Annotated in this window: 18 protein-coding genes; 10 read left to right on the top strand and 8 right to left on the bottom strand. The window is 45.4% G+C overall.

Features of this window, described 5'->3' with window-relative positions; genetic code table 11:
• Window positions 1-146: 146 nt before the first annotated feature.
• On the bottom strand, window positions 147-1,091 hold the full coding sequence (gene treR, locus L4D78_RS01760; protein ID WP_428465342.1) for a trehalose operon repressor TreR: 945 nt from the start codon (window positions 1,089-1,091) through the stop codon (window positions 147-149).
• A gap of 410 nt (window positions 1,092-1,501) precedes the next feature.
• Here treR and L4D78_RS01755 point away from each other — a divergent pair, with 410 nt between their 5' ends.
• The 8 genes from L4D78_RS01755 to L4D78_RS01720 all read left to right on the top strand — a co-directional run bounded on the left by L4D78_RS01755 (window position 1,502) and on the right by L4D78_RS01720 (window position 9,431).
• Entirely contained in the window at window positions 1,502-2,668 is a 1,167-nt protein-coding gene (locus tag L4D78_RS01755) for a Card1-like endonuclease domain-containing protein (protein ID WP_428465341.1), read from the top strand.
• Between the two features lie 290 nt (window positions 2,669-2,958).
• Window positions 2,959-4,098: a tetratricopeptide repeat protein gene (locus L4D78_RS01750; RefSeq protein ID WP_428465340.1), complete on the top strand. Its 1,140-nt coding sequence runs from the start codon at window positions 2,959-2,961 to the stop codon at window positions 4,096-4,098.
• Between the two features lie 179 nt (window positions 4,099-4,277).
• Window positions 4,278-5,792: a reductive dehalogenase gene (locus L4D78_RS01745; protein ID WP_428465339.1), complete on the top strand. Its 1,515-nt coding sequence runs from the start codon at window positions 4,278-4,280 to the stop codon at window positions 5,790-5,792.
• A complete protein-coding gene (locus L4D78_RS01740) occupies window positions 5,792-6,103 on the top strand; it encodes a hypothetical protein (protein WP_428465338.1) in 312 nt (103 codons plus the stop codon). The genes L4D78_RS01745 and L4D78_RS01740 overlap by 1 nt, the downstream gene beginning before the upstream one ends.
• 66 nt (window positions 6,104-6,169) lie before the next feature.
• The gene (locus tag L4D78_RS01735; protein ID WP_428465337.1) at window positions 6,170-7,414 is read left to right on the top strand and encodes an FMN-binding protein; all 1,245 of its coding nucleotides are present in this window, start codon (window positions 6,170-6,172) and stop codon (window positions 7,412-7,414) included.
• A complete protein-coding gene (locus L4D78_RS01730) occupies window positions 7,411-7,629 on the top strand; it encodes a hypothetical protein (RefSeq protein WP_428465336.1) in 219 nt (72 codons plus the stop codon). The genes L4D78_RS01735 and L4D78_RS01730 overlap by 4 nt, the downstream gene beginning before the upstream one ends.
• Window positions 7,630-7,723: 94 nt before the next feature.
• On the top strand, window positions 7,724-8,596 hold the full coding sequence (locus L4D78_RS01725; RefSeq protein ID WP_428465335.1) for an AraC family transcriptional regulator: 873 nt from the start codon (window positions 7,724-7,726) through the stop codon (window positions 8,594-8,596).
• A 67-nt stretch (window positions 8,597-8,663) separates the two neighbouring features.
• Window positions 8,664-9,431, top strand: a complete 768-nt coding sequence (locus L4D78_RS01720) for a hydratase (RefSeq protein WP_428465334.1) — start codon at window positions 8,664-8,666, stop codon at window positions 9,429-9,431.
• Between the two features lie 31 nt (window positions 9,432-9,462).
• On the opposite strand, the gene L4D78_RS01715 is transcribed toward L4D78_RS01720, so the two are convergent.
• From L4D78_RS01715 to L4D78_RS01690, 6 genes are all read right to left on the bottom strand, one after another.
• A complete protein-coding gene (locus tag L4D78_RS01715) occupies window positions 9,463-10,644 on the bottom strand; it encodes a hypothetical protein (RefSeq protein WP_428465333.1) in 1,182 nt (393 codons plus the stop codon).
• Window positions 10,641-11,324, bottom strand: a complete 684-nt coding sequence (locus L4D78_RS01710; protein WP_428465332.1) for an ABC transporter ATP-binding protein — start codon at window positions 11,322-11,324, stop codon at window positions 10,641-10,643. The genes L4D78_RS01715 and L4D78_RS01710 overlap by 4 nt, the downstream gene beginning before the upstream one ends.
• 13 nt (window positions 11,325-11,337) lie before the next feature.
• Window positions 11,338-12,555, bottom strand: a complete 1,218-nt coding sequence (locus L4D78_RS01705) for an ABC transporter permease (RefSeq protein ID WP_428465331.1) — start codon at window positions 12,553-12,555, stop codon at window positions 11,338-11,340.
• Entirely contained in the window at window positions 12,545-13,774 is a 1,230-nt protein-coding gene (locus L4D78_RS01700) for an ABC transporter permease (RefSeq protein WP_428465330.1), read from the bottom strand. Before L4D78_RS01700 ends, L4D78_RS01705 begins: the two co-directional genes overlap by 11 nt.
• A gap of 41 nt (window positions 13,775-13,815) precedes the next feature.
• On the bottom strand, window positions 13,816-14,589 hold the full coding sequence (locus tag L4D78_RS01695) for an outer membrane lipoprotein-sorting protein (protein WP_428465329.1): 774 nt from the start codon (window positions 14,587-14,589) through the stop codon (window positions 13,816-13,818).
• A gap of 102 nt (window positions 14,590-14,691) precedes the next feature.
• On the bottom strand, window positions 14,692-15,375 hold the full coding sequence (locus tag L4D78_RS01690) for a TetR/AcrR family transcriptional regulator (protein WP_428465328.1): 684 nt from the start codon (window positions 15,373-15,375) through the stop codon (window positions 14,692-14,694).
• 175 nt (window positions 15,376-15,550) lie between these two features.
• On the opposite strand from L4D78_RS01690, the gene L4D78_RS01685 reads away from it, so the two are divergent.
• On the top strand, window positions 15,551-15,865 hold the full coding sequence (locus L4D78_RS01685; protein WP_428465327.1) for a hypothetical protein: 315 nt from the start codon (window positions 15,551-15,553) through the stop codon (window positions 15,863-15,865).
• A gap of 100 nt (window positions 15,866-15,965) precedes the next feature.
• Window positions 15,966-16,277, top strand: coding sequence for a hypothetical protein (locus tag L4D78_RS01680; protein WP_428465326.1), 312 nt, complete (start codon window positions 15,966-15,968; stop codon window positions 16,275-16,277).
• 74 nt (window positions 16,278-16,351) lie between these two features.
• On the opposite strand, the gene ygjK is transcribed toward L4D78_RS01680, so the two are convergent.
• Window positions 16,352-18,925 (bottom strand): alpha-glucosidase, encoded by a 2,574-nt coding sequence (gene ygjK / locus L4D78_RS01675; protein ID WP_428465325.1) that lies wholly within the window; start codon window positions 18,923-18,925, stop codon window positions 16,352-16,354.
• Window positions 18,926-19,514 lie beyond the last annotated feature (589 nt).

Here is a 19,514-nt window from a genome sequence, read left to right as displayed (position 1 = left end):
CCCAAAATTTCACCCGCATTAAAATGGGAACATTCCCATCGCGAGAGGTAGCTCACAACTTAATTATACTTAGCGAACTTATGAAGATAATCAAATTGGTGCGAATAGGCACCAATTTGTGCGTGATAAAGAGAGGATCTCCCCTATTACGAGGTCGGTTGTTGGATCAAGTGTGTCACCGATTCTTGTCCAGCTAATTGCTTTATCAATAGTTGTGCCGAGGCAGAGCCGGCCTGATAATAGCCAGGATCAATACTGAATGTATTAGGGAAGATAAAAGACAGCAGATCAGTCGCTCCCACCCCTGAGATTTTGATATCAGTGCGCCCCAAGTCCTGCAATCGCTTAGCAACGCCCATCGCTAAGGTATCACTGGCACACACAATAGCTTGGGTCTCTGGAGTCAGGACATCATCAGTAATTTGATAAGCACTGTCATAGCTCAGTTGCCCTGTTTGGTAATGAGGCTGAATACCTAAGGCTTCACAACGTTCTTTATAGGCGTTCAAACGCATCAAGCCCGTAGTTTTGTCACTTGGGTCAACGCCAATATAACTGATAGCGCGATTACCCTGCTCAACCAACTGCTGCATTGCCAGCTCAATCAACCCCTTATGATCATAATCAACCGACGAAATAGTGTCTGTATCAACAGCAATCACGACCGCTTTATTGCCTAGCGCTTCAATTGAGCTGAGATCACAACCAGAGAAACCGAACACAATAACCCCATCGACATGGCGTTTTTTTAACACCTCAAGGTGCTCATTGGTTTTCTCAGCACAAAATTGGCTTTCCATAATCACCGCATCATAACCTTCGCGGTACATCACATCGAGAATGCCACTTACTGCTTTATTTTCTGACGGTGAATCAAGGCGAGAGAGTATAACGCCGACTACTTTAGCACTACCGCCACGCATTGATTGCGCTGATTTTGATGGTACATAACCCGACTCTTGGATCACCCGCTCAACTTTCTCACGGGTTTCAGGTTTTACCTTTGGATCATTGGTCAGTACGCGTGAAACCGTCGACTTTCCTACACCAGCTAATTTGGCAATATCTAAAATAGTGAGCTTTTCAGTCATAATGGTGTCTATATAAAAGGTTCGTCGTTATTGTCTCTTTCAAGTCGATAATTTCAATCTTTTTTTTCGAGTATGTATCAACTATGGTGGTTTACGAATGATGGCAGCCAAAAGACGGTTATATTTCTGTATCAATTCTGACAATAACTTACATTGTGCAGACATTAGTTGAAGTTTGTTCCGTTAGATTGAAAGAAAGCAATATATCGCAAACTTAATCAGTTATATTAGCTTGAAAACCAAGAAAACTGTCTACATATATATACGAGAACAAAGGTATTTACCTTTAATACTAAACAATATTGTTTAGATGAATAAAAGCGGCAACAGCAGACTACCGAGCACAGGCTTCCATCTTTCGTTTCTCTATTTTGTGCCGGCACGAGCGATAAGAACGCTTAAGGATTATTATGATTACTCACGTTGGCATTATCGATCAAGACCCTGTCAGGTTGATCACCCCGTTACTCGATCACGGCATTCCTGCCGATAAAATGATATTTATCGGAACAGAATCGCAGCGCGAACAATATGAACGCTTAGCTTCCATTTTAACGCCTCGAAATATCACGGCTGAGCTATTTGTTATCCCTGATTCAATCAACATCACCTGTATTCGTAAACGTGTCATCGAGCTTGCAGAGCGACTAAAGCAGCAAGATTCTGATGTATGGTTTAACTCTAGCTGTGGCCTACGTCATCGCCTGCTTTCAGCCTATGAAGTATTCCGTACTTATCATTGGCCAATTTATGTTATCGAACCCTACAGTGATGAGATGTGCTGGTTATACCCAGCAGATCGCGAACAACAGCAGGTTGAAGACCGTATACAGCTTGAAGATTATCTAACTATTTTCGGCGCTCGTTCTGAATTTACTGAAAACCTTGTACCTGAGTCGCTCAACGATCAACTTTGGGAATTAGGCCAACGCTGGGCAGGCTCAGCACTAGAGCTCGGTCCTGGACTTGCAACGCTTAACTACTTAGCGACAACCTGTCGTAAAGAGCAAAAACTTGATGTTGCATTAAGCGAAAAACAGCAAGGCTATAGAGAGCTGGCAATGCTACTTAACGATCTTGAAGAAACGGGGCTGGCAACCTACCACGAGGGTGTGCTGACATTCAAACATGAGGAAGCTCGCCGCTTCGCCAATGGTGAATGGTTAGAAAACTTGGTTCACAGTACTGTACGTGCCATTCAAAATGAACTGCCGACCATTCAGGATCATTCTTTAGGTGTTCAGGTTTACCGTAAAATCGGCGATCGTGAAGTGCGTAATGAGCTTGATGTTGCTACCGTTGTAAACAACAAACTGCATATCATCGAATGTAAAACCAAAGGTATGCGTGATGACGGCGACGATACTCTGTATAAGCTAGAATCTTTACGTGATTTACTGGGTGGCCTACAGGCACGCGCCATGCTGGTGAGCTTCCGCCCACTGCGCCACCATGATTTGGTTCGCGCCCAAGACTTAGGTCTAGCGATTATTGGCCCTGATCAATTGGGTGAGTTACAAACACACTTGCACAACTGGCTGAAAGACGCTGGCGGCCACAGTCATAATGTAGCCTGATTAATCGCGGCTAACTGTATATTAAATTAACAATGGTTAGAGGGAGTACTACTTCCTCTACCATTTGAACACCTAAACACCTCATATATTCTCGCTTACCTCCCAGCCCTATCAGTACCGACACCTGTTCATCATTATCACGCAGCACAATCAATAGCCCTTTGATTTATTGATCAAAATCATAATTAACCACGAAGGGATAATTTCCACCCTAAGTGGGTGAATTTATACCTTTTGACCATAAGGTGATTCCCCAATACTGATACTGATCTTTCATCAAGGACACTCGAATGATTAGCAGTAAGTGGATCGAGCTTTACCAATATCTCAAAGGGCAGATTGAGCAACTCCCTGAGTCTACCGACGTATTAATACCGCTCAATGAGCGTCTGTTGTTTCTAGAGGTACAGTTTCCCAAGAAACAACATCGCCAACACGCGAATTGGAATTTTGACGAGACACAAGAGCAAAGTCATGCCGACTGGTTAGAGCATGAAGCTTTTACCTTTGTCATGAGTGACGAGATAGCACGGTTAGAACTCAACCCTACCCAGCTAAAATTTTTGTTCGAAACCCTAATGGCCGCACAAATGTGTCAGCTCGCGATGGTGGCCATCAATAAGCATAAACACTTGCTAACTGAAAATGAATTCAAAACTAGCTGTGGCTTGGTGTACCAGCAGCTAGGTGATTACGACATGGCAAAATCGATGTTTGAAGAATCGATAGCACTTAATGCCAGCAATCCATTACTGCACTGCCACCTTGGCTTTACCCATCTTTATCTTGGTGACAGCGAGCTTGCCGAAGAGAGCTTCAAACAAAGCATTACAACCGATCCAGCATTTATCGGCGGATATCAAAACCTTGCCGGGCTGTATTACCAAGAAGGCAAATTTGATCTTGCAGCCCAATATGCAGAGCAGGCCTATTCAAAAGACCAATCACTGATATCTACCTACATTACGGCCACCAGCAGCTATTTGGCGCTGGGAGCAAACGATCAAGCTGATCACTGGATCACTCGCGCCTTCGACAACAACATTTCATCTATAGAGCTGGTGCGACTGGCAGGTATTTGTGCCTACCAACAGGGTCGTCTCGAAGAAGCCTTAGAGGCGTTGGATCAATACCTCAACGTCACCCCTAACAACTTTGATGTGCTCAATATCCGCACCCACATCAAAGCCGATCTCAAACGCTATGACGATTTGGAGCCTGATCTACAGCAACTCCTAATATTTGAACCTCATGACGAATGGTGTCTCGAGCAGCTTTTTCTCTGCTATTTCCATACCAAGCAATGGGGGCTAGCACAGCAGATCATGGTTGACCTCAGCAAGTTATCAGCCCACTACAAAATTACTCACCGAGCGCTCATCAATACCATCAATAAGAAACTGAGCCTCGACGTTGTCGAATTAAACTAATACCAATCTGGATAAGTAGTTGATCAAGAATTTGCACTAGAAAAATCGTTGTTATCAAGGCAGATATTGCAGTAACTAGTGGCTCTAATTACAAAATATCTAACGCAGAGAACAGCGATTTTAACTTGCAATACTGATCAAATATTTATGTAGGTTGGTATAACACACAGGGAGCAAACGTGAGAGAGAAAACAGAACAAGGCGTTGCAGATACGTCGCGGCGCGACTTCTTAAAGCTCGGTGGTGTTGCTGCTGCGACAGCCACTGTCGGGGCGGCAGCTGGAGCCGGCTTTGTGCTAGGGCGAGACCCAGATGCGAATGTCGGCTGGGGTCGAACCGAAGCGGGCAAAGATATGTATTTCAACCGCGAGCCCTTCCGAGTGGATGTCCCACCAACGATGGAAGTGGTCAGCGAGCCAATCCGTCCTGAATGGAGCGACTTCCTATTTCACCGCACCCGAGCTTTAGGCGCAGAAATGGGCAATGGCTGGGTACCGACCCAAGACTGGCGCGATATTCCCAATGAGCGGGTCAAGGAGTACTACTCCCGTCACCCTGAACGTTGGGATGATATGTACCAATCGTTCGAAGAAAAAGCCAAGCACGAACAAAATATTGAACAGCATCGCGACCGATTCGCACTCGCTTGGGCTTATTCTGCGGCTTACTTAAAAGGCAATAGCAGTAACTTTCCTCCTAAGCCCAACGGACACCCTGATGAAGTCGATTTCCAATGGGTAAAGCGCGAGCCTAAGCCGTTTAAATCGCCAAAACATGCATCAGAGCTCATCAAGAAGATGGCGTTTAAGTTCGGTATGAGCATTGTCGGTGTTACCAAGCTAGACCCAAGCTTTGTATTCAAAAACACCATGCGTGGCATGCCCGATTGGGATGAAAGCATTCCGAAGCACTGGAAGAACGTTATTATCTTCGGCACCCCAATGAACTGGGATCCGATGTACGCCTCTATCGGTTACTCAACCTCCTATGACGGCTATTTCCGCGCCAAGAATGCCTCAGGCTTGATGGCAGCCTTCTTGGGTGAATTAGGCTATGCCGCCCGCCCTCAATGGCCGGGCTCTGATTACGAAATTGTCGTCCCCCCACTCGCGATTCAAGCGGGTATGGGCGAAGCTGCTCGTAATGGTATTCTGCTCACGCCTGAGTTGGGGCCGAATATCCGCCTTGCAGCAGTGATCACCGACTTGGACATGGAATCTGATAAACCAATCGATACCAAGATCAAGCACTTCTGTGAAGAATGTAAAATCTGCGCGGATTCATGCCCAAGCGGCTCGATCAGCAAAGCCGATAAACCCGATACAGTCGTGCGCGGCTACCGCAAGTTCGACTTCAACCAAGACAGTTGCTGGACCATGTGGCGCCAAGGCCCAACTGAGTCAGCGATGGGTTGCCGAGTCTGTATCGCGGTATGTCCATATACCCGTAAAAACAACTGGATCCATGCATTGGTTAAAGAAACCGACCCACGAGATCCAACCGGACTAACGCGTAAAACCTTACTGGCGATGCAACATAACTTCTTCTATTACCCAGAAGCAGATGCATACCACGGCGACTGGAACGGCGGGCGATTTGCGGGTTACCACCAGCCACCGGAGTGGCTGCGCAGTGAAGACTACCTCAAGGTTGAGCAAACTTGGGACTATGACGGTAACTGGGAGGGCTTCTAATGTTTCCACAATCAACCATATTGGATCCACTGTTCTGGATGGCCTTTGGCGCATTGCAAGTACTGGTCTTCGCTGGTGCCAACCAATGGGCCAAACAATATCAACTCGGTATGAACTGGTGGAAATGGACACTCGCAGGTAGTTGGTGGGCATCAATCATTCTCACTATTGCAGGTGCATTCACTTTGCTTGGAGAGAACGAAGGCATGGCCGGTTGGTATTTCCTTGGCTTTGTCGGTACAGGACTCATCATCGCTGGCGCTATCTTACTTAGGGTCATTATTGCTTTGAAACCTAAAGCCTTAATTTGACCTGCACTATCGGGTAAATCAGAGAAGGAACAAGCCACAAGAGCCTTCTTGTGGCTTTGAATACCAATGGAAAAACAAACAATCGCTCAACAGCACAAATTACAACGATCCAAACGACAGCCACATGCGCGGCGTAATAACACCTTCGATAAGATAGTGAGTGTTGTCTCTATTTTGGCTCTTCTTACTGCTTGGTACTTAGGTGGACTTCGTACCAATAATGCTCAGGCCCAGTTTTTCAACTCTGTGGTGAGCAACCAAGAGCAACTGCTCGAAGTGACACCACAACTCTTTAAAATTATCTCAACCGATACTGATACCTCAGTCCCCATAAAGTGGATTAGCTTCGGCACTGGCGTAGGTTATGGCGGCGATTTAACCGTTGGTACTGTGGTCACCAATGGCGGTGAGGTAGAAACCATCGCGCTACTCAATTCAAAGGAAACAACCTCTTATTTCGATAAGGTGGTTGAGCAGAAGCTACCTGAAAAGCTGTTGGCGCAGAACATTAAAAAGGTGCTCTCAGTAGATGCTGTTTCTGGAGCCACACTCACCTCCGATGCCTATACCCTTGCGCTCAACCATGCCGCGGATCCTATTCGAGAACAACTTTACGGCTATCAGTTCACCGAAGCAGTACCAGCTTGGCATTACCTTAAATGGCTCGATGCCGCAGCATTGGCTTTCTTCGCCATGGCTGTTTGGGTAAACCGAACCCGTTCGGAACATAAAACGAAGTTAAATTTCAGTTTACTGGCAGGCTCAACCCTGATTTTTGGTTTCCATTCCGCTTCGCTCTACTCCGCTTCAACCATGGGCGGGTTTATGTTTGGAACTTGGCTTACTGGGGTTGCCAGTTACACCCCGTTCGTCTTATTGATACTGAGCTTAGGTTATATTCTCTATTACAATCGCAATGTCTACTGTCAAAGTTTATGCCCGTTTGGGGCCGTTCAACAATGCTTAGCCAAAGTAGGTAATGCCAAAGCATCGCCTATTCGCCAAACCTTTTTCATCTGGTTTCCACGGTTTTTGCTGCTAACAACACTGTGTTTAGGCGCTTACTTCAGAAACCCTACCGCCTTTGTTTACGAGCCGTTTGGTATCGCTTTCGGCATGATAGGTGGGATGTACTTGTTTATCTTAACTGTGATGATCCTCCTAACCTCGTTAATTGTTCGACGTCCTTGGTGCCAAAGCTTGTGTCCGATCAATACCTTAACTGACTTTGTGGTATTCAATAAAAATTGGTTGAAACAACTCACAAAGCCGAAGCGTTCCGACCGAAAAAACAAGGAGGCAGCACAATGAGACACCGTATTTCGATCGCCTTTTACTGCTTGGCTTCCGGCATTATCTTGTTGCAACTGTCCACCAGCTTCATGGCACTGACCGGTGATCAAAATCAGCATGCTGTGCTCCATAGCGTCACACGTCAAGTTGAGCCAGTCGCAACGAAAACAAACGAAGCTCCCAAGATAGATTTCAAGCAAATGGCAAAAGATTTAGCTCAAGAGAAGTACTGAATTAGCGGTTTTGTGATAGTTAACTATCAGGCACTTAAATTCGATTTAAGTGCCTTTTTGTAACACGAATTTGGATAAAAAACTGGCATGCGAAATGACTAGCAAGTGTATACCTCTAGAGCGCTTAAAACGTGATACCGACATGATAAACCCGTTTATTAATCGGATATCCGCTCTCTATCAATTGCGAGGAATTGAAACCGTTTCTCGCCCTCATCGACTTAATTTCAGTGCCCTTGTCTATATCACTGAAGGAGAAGGCATGCATTTTGTAGAGCACAAAATGCATTTACTCCGTGCAGGTACGCTACTGGTGCTAGGTAAAAATCAGATCCATGCTTTTGCCAAACAACGCACCGTTGATGGCTATGTGCTTTCTTTTGATTGCAGCTTCCTCTCATCCAGCAATACCGACCCTTACTTCGATTTAATGCTTGCAGCCATGGGGCAAATAAATTGCGTACGTGATGTAAGTGACAATATTGGACTGCTATTTAGCGCCTTAGTCTGTGAGTTCCAATCGGCTTCAGAGTTTCAAGATGAAGTTATTCGTAACCTATTACGCTCAGTCATCCTTAAAGCTGTCGTACCAGCTTACCAAGAGCAATACCATCATGCTCAACGAGTTGGTAACAATGAATACTACCGCTTGAAAAAGTACATCGACGAGAACTTCCACGACAGACCGACTGTGGCAGATATATCACTCGCCTTAGGAAAAAGCAGCAAACAGCTTGATAAACTTGCCAGAGATCATGCCTGCCAAAGTGTCAAAGAGTTAGTGGATGAACGTGTGCTGGTCGAAGCCAAGCGCCTGCTTGCTTTTAGCCAATATTCCATATCTGATGTGGCCGCAACGCTTGGTTTCAATGAAGCGACGAACATGGCAAAGTTTTTCAAACGCCAAACGGATATTAGCCCAAAGGACTTTCGGCAATTATGCAGAATAGGACTACCTCAAAGATGATCATTTCACTATTCAACCTTTCTAAATCCAGATAAGATGCAGGGATAAACATCAAAGGTAATACAATATGACTAAAGCATTATTTGAGCAAGCTGCAACAGAGCTGCTTAATCGCCGCGTTGCAGGTACCAAAGCACCGCGCCTTGCCGAGCAACAACGTCCAACCAACGTGGATGATGCTCTGCAAATACAATCTTCGATGATCGATCAATACAGTGATGAAGTTGGTGGCTGGAAGTGCTTGCTACCGCTAGCTGATGACAAGTTCGTTGTTGCGCCAATTTTTGCAGATACAGTACAGCGAGGTGAAAATTGCCAGCTGTTCGCTGATAACAATAAAGCCCGTATCGAGCCAGAAATTGCGTTTATTCTTGCAGCCGATCTGCCAGCTAACCCTGAAGGGTACAGTGAAGCACAAATCAATGAGGCGATTGGGTCATGCTATATGGCACTAGAGCTGATGCAAGCTCGTTTTTCAGATGACAGTGGTGCCGAGTTCTATGAAAAGCTCGCAGACTGCTTAGTAAACCAAGGGATGTTCATTGGCCCACAAGTTGAACGAGAAAAAGCGTTCTCTGCGGCAAAAATTGCTATTACGGTAACTCAAGATGAAGAGGTGCAAACCTTTAACGGTGAGCACCCAAATAACTTACCGCAAAGTCCTATTTACTGGTTGATCAATTATATGACACGTCGTGGTATACATTTCCATGCTGGTGAAGCCATTATTACAGGTTCATACTGCGGTATTGTTGAAGTCGCATTCAATAAGCCTACGACCATTAACTACGGTGGTATTGGTGAATATCAGGTGACGTTTACAGAAAAATCCTAATTTCAGGTCACTTTTTAGGGGGAGACTCCCCCTAAAAACTCCACCTCAGCTGCCCAAATACCAAGGTACTGGCGCTATCGCCAAATAGGCTATTGCTGCTGCCATCAAAACGCTGGATCACCCCTAGTAACTGCCAATCATCAGCTAAAGAATAACTATTACTGGCGCCGACAAAAAACGAGCCATCGTCATAATATGTCGCCGAGAACGTTAGCCGGCTCAGTGGCGAAATATCAAAACTAGCATCAGCATAACCTGTCCAATTGGTAAAACTTAAAGTACGAGCTGATAGCGGTAAGTTTAAGAATGCGACCGCGTTGGCTGGATCTTGCGGATTAGAGATATGCAGCACTGATGCCCTTGCCATCCAGTTACGACGTCCGCCAAAACTGTAGTCGACCTCAACAGTGGCAACACTGCTCGATTCCAGATCTTCATCTTGCCAACTATCTTGAGTGGGTTCAAACCAGCTCCACTCACCGCGTAACCCAGCCCCTTTGATATCACCCGCGAAGCCTGCGCCAATAACATGATCAAGTCGAGCCTTTCCTAATAGCAATTGATAATCCCAACCTTGATGATTAAACAAGTAACGCCCTGCGTAACTGGTTAAATCACTGTCTGAATTTGGGTTATAAACCACATCGACGGAGCTGGCAAAGCCCAGCTTTCGGCTCCCCATTACGGCATCACTGCCGGGGCGCTCTTCATAGTCAAAGTCGTAGATTGAATAGGAGTTGAAAATATCATTGGGATTCCACAACGTCGACATCGCCCAATTAATCCGAAAGCGTCCACCACGCAATTGCCAGTCATCATTACGCCAATCAAGATAAAGCCGGTCAAACTGACTGTTGCCGACCACACCCTTTTTATCTAACCAGTTTTTCGATAAGTCCATATAACCATTATCGAATTCAATCAGCTCTCCATAGCCATCAAGCTCTGCGGTATCACCAAATAGTAGCCGGTTACGCATACCCGCATTAAACCGCAACTGATCATTGAAACGGTATTCAAAGTTAAAACGCTGATGAATAAGGTTATCGACCCCCGAGCTTTCACCATCCGGTACTGTTGCTGTCGCCATGTATTTTACATAGCCATTAAGATCCCACGCTTTCTCAGGCGCTAAACCCGGAATTTGCGCTAACGTATGTGACGAAGCGATCCCAGCCACCAGTCCAGCGGTTAATCGCACAGCTCGATTCATTGCCGACGATCCTCTTTAAGCTGGCCATCTTCAAAGACGATCACTCGCTTCGCCCGCTTGATCACTCGCGGATCGTGCGTTGAAAAAATAAACGTCGTGCCTTCCTTTTCATTGAGCTGCTGCATGATATCAAGTAGCTCGGAAGTACTCTTGGCATCAAGGTTGGCCGTTGGCTCATCCGCCATGACAAAGCGAGGCCGCGGTGCTAATGCTCGGGCTACCGCAACACGTTGCTGCTGACCGCCAGAGAGTTTCGCTGGCCGCTTGTGCTTTTGAGTTTCTAATCCGACTTCATCGAGGAGATCACTCGCCCGCTGACGGCAAATCGCTTCATCATGACCTTGTAACTGCATCACAAATTCAACGTTCTCAAGTGCGGTAAGCACTGGCAATAAGCTGTAATCCTGAAAAATGAACCCGATATGATCACGCCTAAAAGCAATCAATGATTTCTCATCCAGCGTGCAGATATCGCAATTATCAATATTCACCGAACCCGAGGTTGGCTTATCGATACCACCGACCATGTTTAGTAAGGTGGTTTTCCCTGAGCCTGACGGTCCCATCACTGCGACGAATTCCCCCTGCTCAATGATGAGATCAAGGTTTTGAACCGCGTGGACGGGGAAATCACTGTCTGGATTGTAGGTTTTACGTAATTGATTAATTTGAATAGTCATTCGTGTATCTCCATCAGTGCTTGTCCGCCATGGCTTCAGCAGGATGCTGCTTGAGAATTTGCCGGGCAGGGTAAAGCGCAGCTAGTGTGCTTGCCACAACCACTGTGATAAAAATCATCAGGTACTCATTGGCAGATACTGTTGGATAGAGCACGGTATCGACGCCAAATGCCCCTAGCCCTTCCGCCATCACACCTAATGAAATACCGGTATGCCCCAATGTGGTAATGGTTAACAGACTGACAATGAGTCCTAAAACTGCCCCCGATATTCCAAGTAATGCGGTTTCTAGTAGTATCAAGGTAAATATTCGGTGCTTTTGCATTCCCACCGCCATCAATACCCCGAACTCACGGGTACGTTCAAATACCGACATCAGCATAATATTGACGATACCAAAGCCCATAGCCAATACGAAGATACCCAGCATAATGGCATTACTGGTACCTTGCTGGTTAATGATGGATGCCAACATTGGCTGAATTTCTTTCCAGTCTCGTACGGTATTACGAGATGATATTTGTTCCTGCAAAGGATTAGCCAATACAAACGCCATATCATCATTATCAAACCGGATAGCAATCTCATGCGCGCCTTCAATACCCGCTAAAGCTGTAAGATCGGTACGGCGAACATAGACATTACTATCATCGAAGCTGGTTGACGGTGTTTTAAAAATCCCCCGAACACGGAATGCAGCACCGCTTACATCACCGCTGGCATCGGTAAACGTCAGAACAACTTTCGAACCGACCCGAAGTTTTAAACGACTCGCTGTTTTTTCTGAAACCAATACCGGATTACGCCCTTGTTCATCCAGCCATTCGCCCTGTTGAATGCTGCTGGCAATTGGCGTCACATTCGCTTCGGCGTCAATATCTACTCCATTGATCCGTACGCCTCGGGTACTGCGTGCCGAAGCAACCATGCCATCGGCAATAAAACGTGCCGACCAGCCTTTGACTTGGGAGAGTTGCTCGATAGCAGCTTCAACAGAAGCTAACTCTACCAGCGTGTTTTTAATATCTGGATCATCGATATAGGCTTGATTGTGCACCTGAATATGGCTGGTCTGCCAAGCAATGGCATTGTGGATCATGTTCCCATACAGCCCTGAAATAAAACCGATGATCCCCACTACGCCAAATAAACCAAAGATCATCGCCCCAAGCATAATGCTGGTGCGAAGTTTATTTCGCCATAAATTGCGCCACGCAAGCTTAATCAGCATGACTGCCTCCCTTTAACGCACTGACCAATTCAAGGCGCTGAATACGCCACATTGGATAGACCAAACAAACAGCGAGTAATGCCAATACAATCATCACTTGATTCATCATCAACTGCGGGTCTAGAGCGATCGGTAGTATAGGCTCCCAACCCATTTCTATGACCATTTCGGCGGTCTCGCCAGTAAGTTCGATCGGGTTGGCATAAAACCAGAGTAAAAACGGCAAGGTAACAATAAAGCCAATCACCACGCCAAGTACGCCGATCAAGGCAGATTCTAGAGCAATCAATGCCAATAACTTTCGCCTTAACATACCCGTAGCCAACATCACCCCGAACTCACGCTGCCGCTCAAGCGTCATCATCAATAACGTGGCAAATAAGCCAAAGCCGACGATGCCATACAGCAAATACATAATGAAGATGCCGCCGGCTTTATCCATGAGCATTTGCTGTGCCATCTCAGGCGAGAGATCTTGCCAATCGCGCACCAATGCCTGATCGTTATAGGCCGCTTCAAGCTGATTTAAGGTGTCGGGTAGCTGGTTAAGGTCATGGGTGTCCATTACCCAAGCCGTTACTTGTTCACCTGTACTATAAAGTGTCTGTGCCAAAGTAATAGGTAAATACACCAGCTGGTTATCAAGCTGCGATACTGGAAAATCCAGAATACCCTTTACGGTGTACAAACCAGCGGCAGTTTGCCCACGATAACCTTGCCCATAAAGCACAAGTTCATCACCAATCGAGATATTAAAGAAACGTGCTAATCCCTCACCTATCAACACTTGCTCATCCGTCGCATTTAAGAATTCACCTGCAACTAACTTGCTTGATATGCCGGAATATTCATTTTCGCGTTCAGGATCAACGCCCAATACCATCACCCCTTTTGATTTATCACCATGAGCACCAAGCGCAAAGGATTCGATACGTGGTAATACCCGCTCAACATTACTGTTGTCATACATTGGAGCGGTAAATGCTGGCGTCATCGGCAGTAGATCATCAATGCTCTGACTTTCGCTAAACTCAGGATGCTGTAACTGTATTAATCCAGTATAAAAGCGTGCGGCATTTTCAATATTGTTGGCATAGGTACCTTCTTGCAAGCTACGCATAAACAGCGACAAAGCCAGCGCCAGCGCCAAAGCCGAAGCGGTGAGCACTGTTCGCCGTTTTTGTCGCCAGAGGTTGCGCCACGCCAGTTTAATCAACATAACTCATCCTTGTTTCCGGTCGTGCTGTTCAAGGTATAAAATCAGTCTCGCAATGCCTTCATCTGACTTTGTGAGAAAAAACTGTCTTTAATAGCAAAATCAAACTGTGCCTGATGAGTAATGATTTCTGTTTTGTTCCCAGGCTTATCCGCAGGGATCATCTGCATTCTCGCGGCCACTTGCCGGCCACCCATTCGCTTCACATCATAGGTTTGCATGGTATTAACCAGTTCATCAAATTCATCGTAAAACTCCACTTTGCGTTGCAGATAATTGCTGGTTGCGATCCACAGCCTTACCTTACTCCATACCACGGGTGCATTAGGTTTAGCCACAGCATCGATTATCCACGCAGGCTCACCGTCAAACGTCGACTTTTCAACTAGGGTATGGGTGTAATCCACCACAATGGAAGACTGGTTGATCAAATCATCATTGGTGAAATCTGATCCCATCCATGACTGCCCCAACATCGACGGCGCAATTTTGATCACCCGCTCGATAGTTGGTAACCAGTTCCACATTTCGCGATACCGTTTGAGCGATGCACTGCCCTTATCTTTGGCGGGTGCTGTGACCAATACCAATGATAAATCCTGGCCTTTGGTCCATGTTTTCATGCTCATGGTACGCGTCCAATTGGGGCGAATAATGCGCATAGTCGCTTCGGTATAACTCGAATCACCTCGCATTTGTGCATCCGATTTACGCACTATATCAGCAGCTGATTCTGCACTTGCTAATGAAGGTAACAAGCCAATAGCAGCCAAAATAACCCAAACGAATACACGCTTAAACCCTGCTATATTTTTCATGATATTCACCTTTATCACTCCGCTTTCAACAAGTAGCCATCTTCTCAAGTAGCCATCTGTTCAAATAACAATGTCTTCAAATAACAACCTGTTCAACCTAAACTACTCGGCCATAAACCACGCCTGTAATAATTCATCATCGATAAGTGGCATTGTGCCTTCTTCCGCGCCCAGCATACGTTCGATAGCCTGTTGAGTTGCTTTTACCGACGGTATTACGTCTTCTACTGTGAGTGTTTCGATACCGTGATTGAGTAGCTGCTGAGTCAACGTTTCCGAGAAGCTAAACAACACAGACACCATTAGCTGCGCAGTCATTTCTGGCACAGGGACAACAAACACCCCTTCACTATTGCCTTGTTTAATAATGATTTGATAATAGTCAGCCAACAGCTTACTGGTTCTTTGCATGACATAATGTTTGAGCTGGATATTTTCATCCATATTGATAATTTTTGTATAACTCAGCATGATGTCGCGCTGATCTAATTTCCACTGATTTGAATGACGGAGCATTTGTTGCCATTTATCAAGGGCACTAATATTTGGGTCTACAACCAATCCGCCTAACATGTGCCGATATTGATCGAGCATATTGTCACTCCAAGCTGCTAACACTGCTTGCTTGGAATCAAAATGATGATAGAACGCCCCTTTGGACACCCCAACCTCTGTGATCAGGTCATTCACCGAGGTACCCGCATACCCTTTGGAAAGAAACAGTTTATTGGCTGCTGCAATGAATTCCGCCCGACGCTCTTCAGGGCTCTTAACAATTCGGCTCATAATCGACTCTCACATACATGTATTCTATTGCCACACACAACCGACCGACGGTCGGTATGTTGTTAAAGTATACGAGAACCCAAATTCTTCACAGTGATCATCTCCACAGATTCTTTGCGGCTGATTACAATTCTCTTCGTTTAGTCGGGGTATACTTAGAAAAAAGGAGCACAAGATGCGAAAAATAAAATGGGGAATCGCCTTCTTAATGATGGCTATATCAACCATCGCAACCGCAAACATGCGGATTGTCGATACGCCAGCAGGCAGCTGGGTGAGTATTGAAGAAAATGGCGAACCCGTTAGCAATGCCAGTGTAAAAGTCTCGAATGTTCCCAGTATCGCCAACACAACCTTTAAGACCAATGAATATGGTGAAGTCTATATTCCAATTAGTCTACGCTTCAGCCGAAGCGTCACCTTCACCGCCATCACACCTTCAGGAAATGAATTTAAAGCGCTTAGAGCACGTGATGCCAACGACGAGTAATTTTCTTACTGACGCGATTTTGTCTCAAAGCTAAACGGTGTTATCTATACTGAACCTGAAGCAACTTTAATGTCAAAGTAAGTTGTTCTGAGAGGTTTACATGACATTTAAACAAGTAAGTATCGCCGCTTTAATGCTTTCAGCCAGTACAATGAGTTGGGCTGATATTCGTATTGTCGACACCCAGTCAGGCAGCTGGGTTCGGGTCACTGAACAAGGTAAGCCAGCAGCTAATGCCAGAGTGAGTGTCAGTAACCACGCTAACCGTGGGAAAGTGTATAAAACCAATGAGCATGGAGAAGTCTTCATTCCTTTATATACTCGAACTTCGAGTACGCTAACGTATTCAATACTGACTGAAGAATGGAATGAATACACCAGACGGAGTCTTCATACCGATAGCTTTAACTAAAAAAGAAGCCAGCTTTTAAGCTGGCTTCAAGTTAATGGCTCATAACACAATGAGTTATGATTGATCCATCACCATCAGTTTTTAAAGAACTCGCGGTAAAGCATGTACATGTGTGCAGCACTCCAAGAGAAGTTGGTCGCTCCCTGTACCGCCCCCGTTTCAGGGTTATAGTTCTCACGGATAGCTCCGTCCTCTGTCATTCCCTCTGCATTTGCAAATAACTCATTAGCCATATGCACAGCCTCTGAACCGTAACCATATTGTTCCATGGCACGCACACCAAAGTAGAACTGATCGAGCCATACACGTCCACGCCAATAGATATCAGCATGATAAGCCGGGTTGGTTTGCGAAGCCGTTGGCAAGGAAACCCCTTCACCCAAATACTTCTCAGATGTATTAAACTCATCGGCATTCATCATCGTGGCAACCACTTTATCTGCCAGCTCCTGAGTGGCAGCACCGTTAAATAACGGCCCCCAGCCTTCTGGTCCTCGGCCTCGTGCGACAATTGGATCACCGGCACAAGCAATACCATTTTTCATCACTGGCGCAAGCTGACCATTAGTATCTACGTTCATGCTAATGTCGTAATAGAAGTCTGATGATGAATCAAACATACAGGTATTTATGTAGTCCTTAATATTGGCGGCACCATCAAGGAATTCCTGTGCGCGGTGCTTATCAGGAACGTTATCTGATACCAAGTTGGCGATTTCCGCCAAATACTTATTATCGGAATACATATAAGAAGCCTGATCGACCGACTCTTGTAGCATAGAGAAGCCTAACAACTCACCCGATTCAGAGCGGTTTTCAGCAAAGCGAACTTCCCAATCTTTCTTCGCAATTTCGACATCGCCACCGTGTTCGGCATCAGCATAATCTTGAAGTTGCTCTGGCGAAATAAACCCAAAGCGAGCAGCATTATCCATACCGGATTCCCAACCCGCCGCCTCTTGTGCACCAACATGGAGCTCATCATAAATGACGTCATCAAGAATGGTATTGTAATTGTCCATTCCTTGAACTTTGTAGCTGTTACCATCTTGCTCTATTACATCATCTTTAAATCTGATATTGAGATCTTCAGTCGTTGTCACCCAAACATACATATGACCGTCATCGGTATTGTGGGCAGGATCAACCGCTGCGCCATACTCTGGTACACCATTGCCATTATGGTCGCGGTTAGTCAGCCACCAATCATGATAAGCCACCAGCTTAGGGTACATTTCGTCAATCCATGCTTGGGCATCTGCTGGGCGATCGAATTCGTTCTTCAGTGCGTTGTACACTTCCATCACAGACCAAGCAGCCAAAGACGGTTTGGTATTTCGTTCGTTCCAGTTCTCTGAACCTGCACCACCACGGTTTTCTGGCAAGGTGTAAGTCACAACATCTAGCAGGTAGCCTTTATCTTGCGGACGAATTACGTCATCTTCCTGCACTTGGTATTCAAATACGGTGCGGATGTTATCCATCGCCACATCAGGGTTGAAGTGAGCCATCGCGTAGGCTTGCTTCCACGTATCCCACGGCCAAGTTAAGTTACCCGAGAACCAACGCGCGGTTACCGATGGCGTGACTGTCGACTGGTGTACATCACCCGCAGCCGAACGCCAGTTGCCATTCAATGTCATGATGGCTTTCACCCCAACACGGGCTTGCTCTTTTGTTGCCTGTTCATTCACCATACCAGACCGTAAATAGCCGTCCCAACGTTCATCTGCCGCTAGCATGTACGGTTGAGGGTTAGCCAAAATATCGGTAATTTTAGCCAGCTCACGTGTTGCTTCTTCAGCATCATGCAGATTTGAATAGGTGGTATAAACGGTAGCACTATCATTTGCCTGAACAGCTTGCTGAGCAGCAGAGGCATACGAAGTACTGTTAGGCATAATGTGTGTCTGAGTGGCTATCGAGCGCGCAATGCGGAACTCTGCGTCACCATCGTTACGGATAGCCCAATTGCCTTTCATATCGCCAAATGTAACCTTCACACCATTATCAAGTAATGAGATCTGGCGGTTATAATCTGGGTACATCTGGTCGACAGATTTGGTTTCATTACCAGATGTTGACAGCGCTTTTTGCAATAACTCACCATCCCACAATAATTGCAGGTCCATATCTTGGTTGGTTAAGTTAGTAATTTTAGTTTCAACCAATGAGGTACGGTCAGTCACAAAGCGAAGCACCATTTGAACTTCAATGTTCTTGGTTTTCAAAATTTGCACTAACGCGCCGGGCGTGCTGTATATCTCCGCGTCAGCAGAGGATAAGTTAATGACATCGCCTGTGACTTTGTCTGTCAGGTGCAGCTTGTCAAACGTTTGGCCTGACATAAAATGGGCATATTCTTGAGTAACTTGCATGATGCCACCAAAAGCACCATAACCTTTCTCATCGGCCGGTAATAAATGGCCGTGCCATGCGCCATTATCAACAAAAGCATTATATTTAAGGTTACTGTATTCATCGTAATCACGTAGGTATTCCGGCGCACCGGTGCGGTCGATTACATTGGTGAAATCGCTATTTGGTAGTCCTGCCGTTTTCTCTGTTTTACTGCCACTACTATTACACCCAGCTAGCGCAATGGCTGAACCAATTACTACTGCCAGACAAGTTTTACGAAAAGTCATTCAGAATCCCCCGAGAAACGCTCACTGTTATTACCTAATCGGTTTATGTTTTAGTGCGAGCGATATTTTTGTTGATGCTTTTCAGCACATTAAAATCTGGAGGGGATAATAAAAGGTAAAAGATTAACTAAAATAGATCAAAATCACAGTAATTTTTTTTACCAAAATAAATATCAAAATAGACTTGGATATTATTCTTATAAACATGAAAAAACATTCACTTACTAAATGTAAAGTTGACTCAATATCACTATCTATTTTTTACTAACTTTTAACTGACGGAATTAAGATCACAAGTAGGTTTCTACTTTGTTCGTAACAAAAACTATTGATAAAGAAATATATTAGAAGCCGTTAAGGTGGATTAACATCACACTTATTACCCCTAAAATTTAAAACCGACCTGCTAATTGTCATTATTTGACGGTAAAGACAAACAGGTTGAGTTCGAATGTTACAGCAACCTTACGAAGGTAACAGTCTTTACGAACTATAATAGGCGAGTTATTAAGCGAAATAACGCCTGCATGAATATGCACTGAATTTATTGCATTGAATGATTACACATCATTATTTTTTGCGTATCTAG

Source organism: Photobacterium minamisatsumaniensis (assembly GCF_050336695.1).
GTDB classification, from domain to species: domain Bacteria; phylum Pseudomonadota; class Gammaproteobacteria; order Enterobacterales; family Vibrionaceae; genus Photobacterium; species Photobacterium minamisatsumaniensis.
Note: the sequence above shows the minus strand (reverse complement) of the source record. Positions and strands in the feature narration are given on the sequence as shown.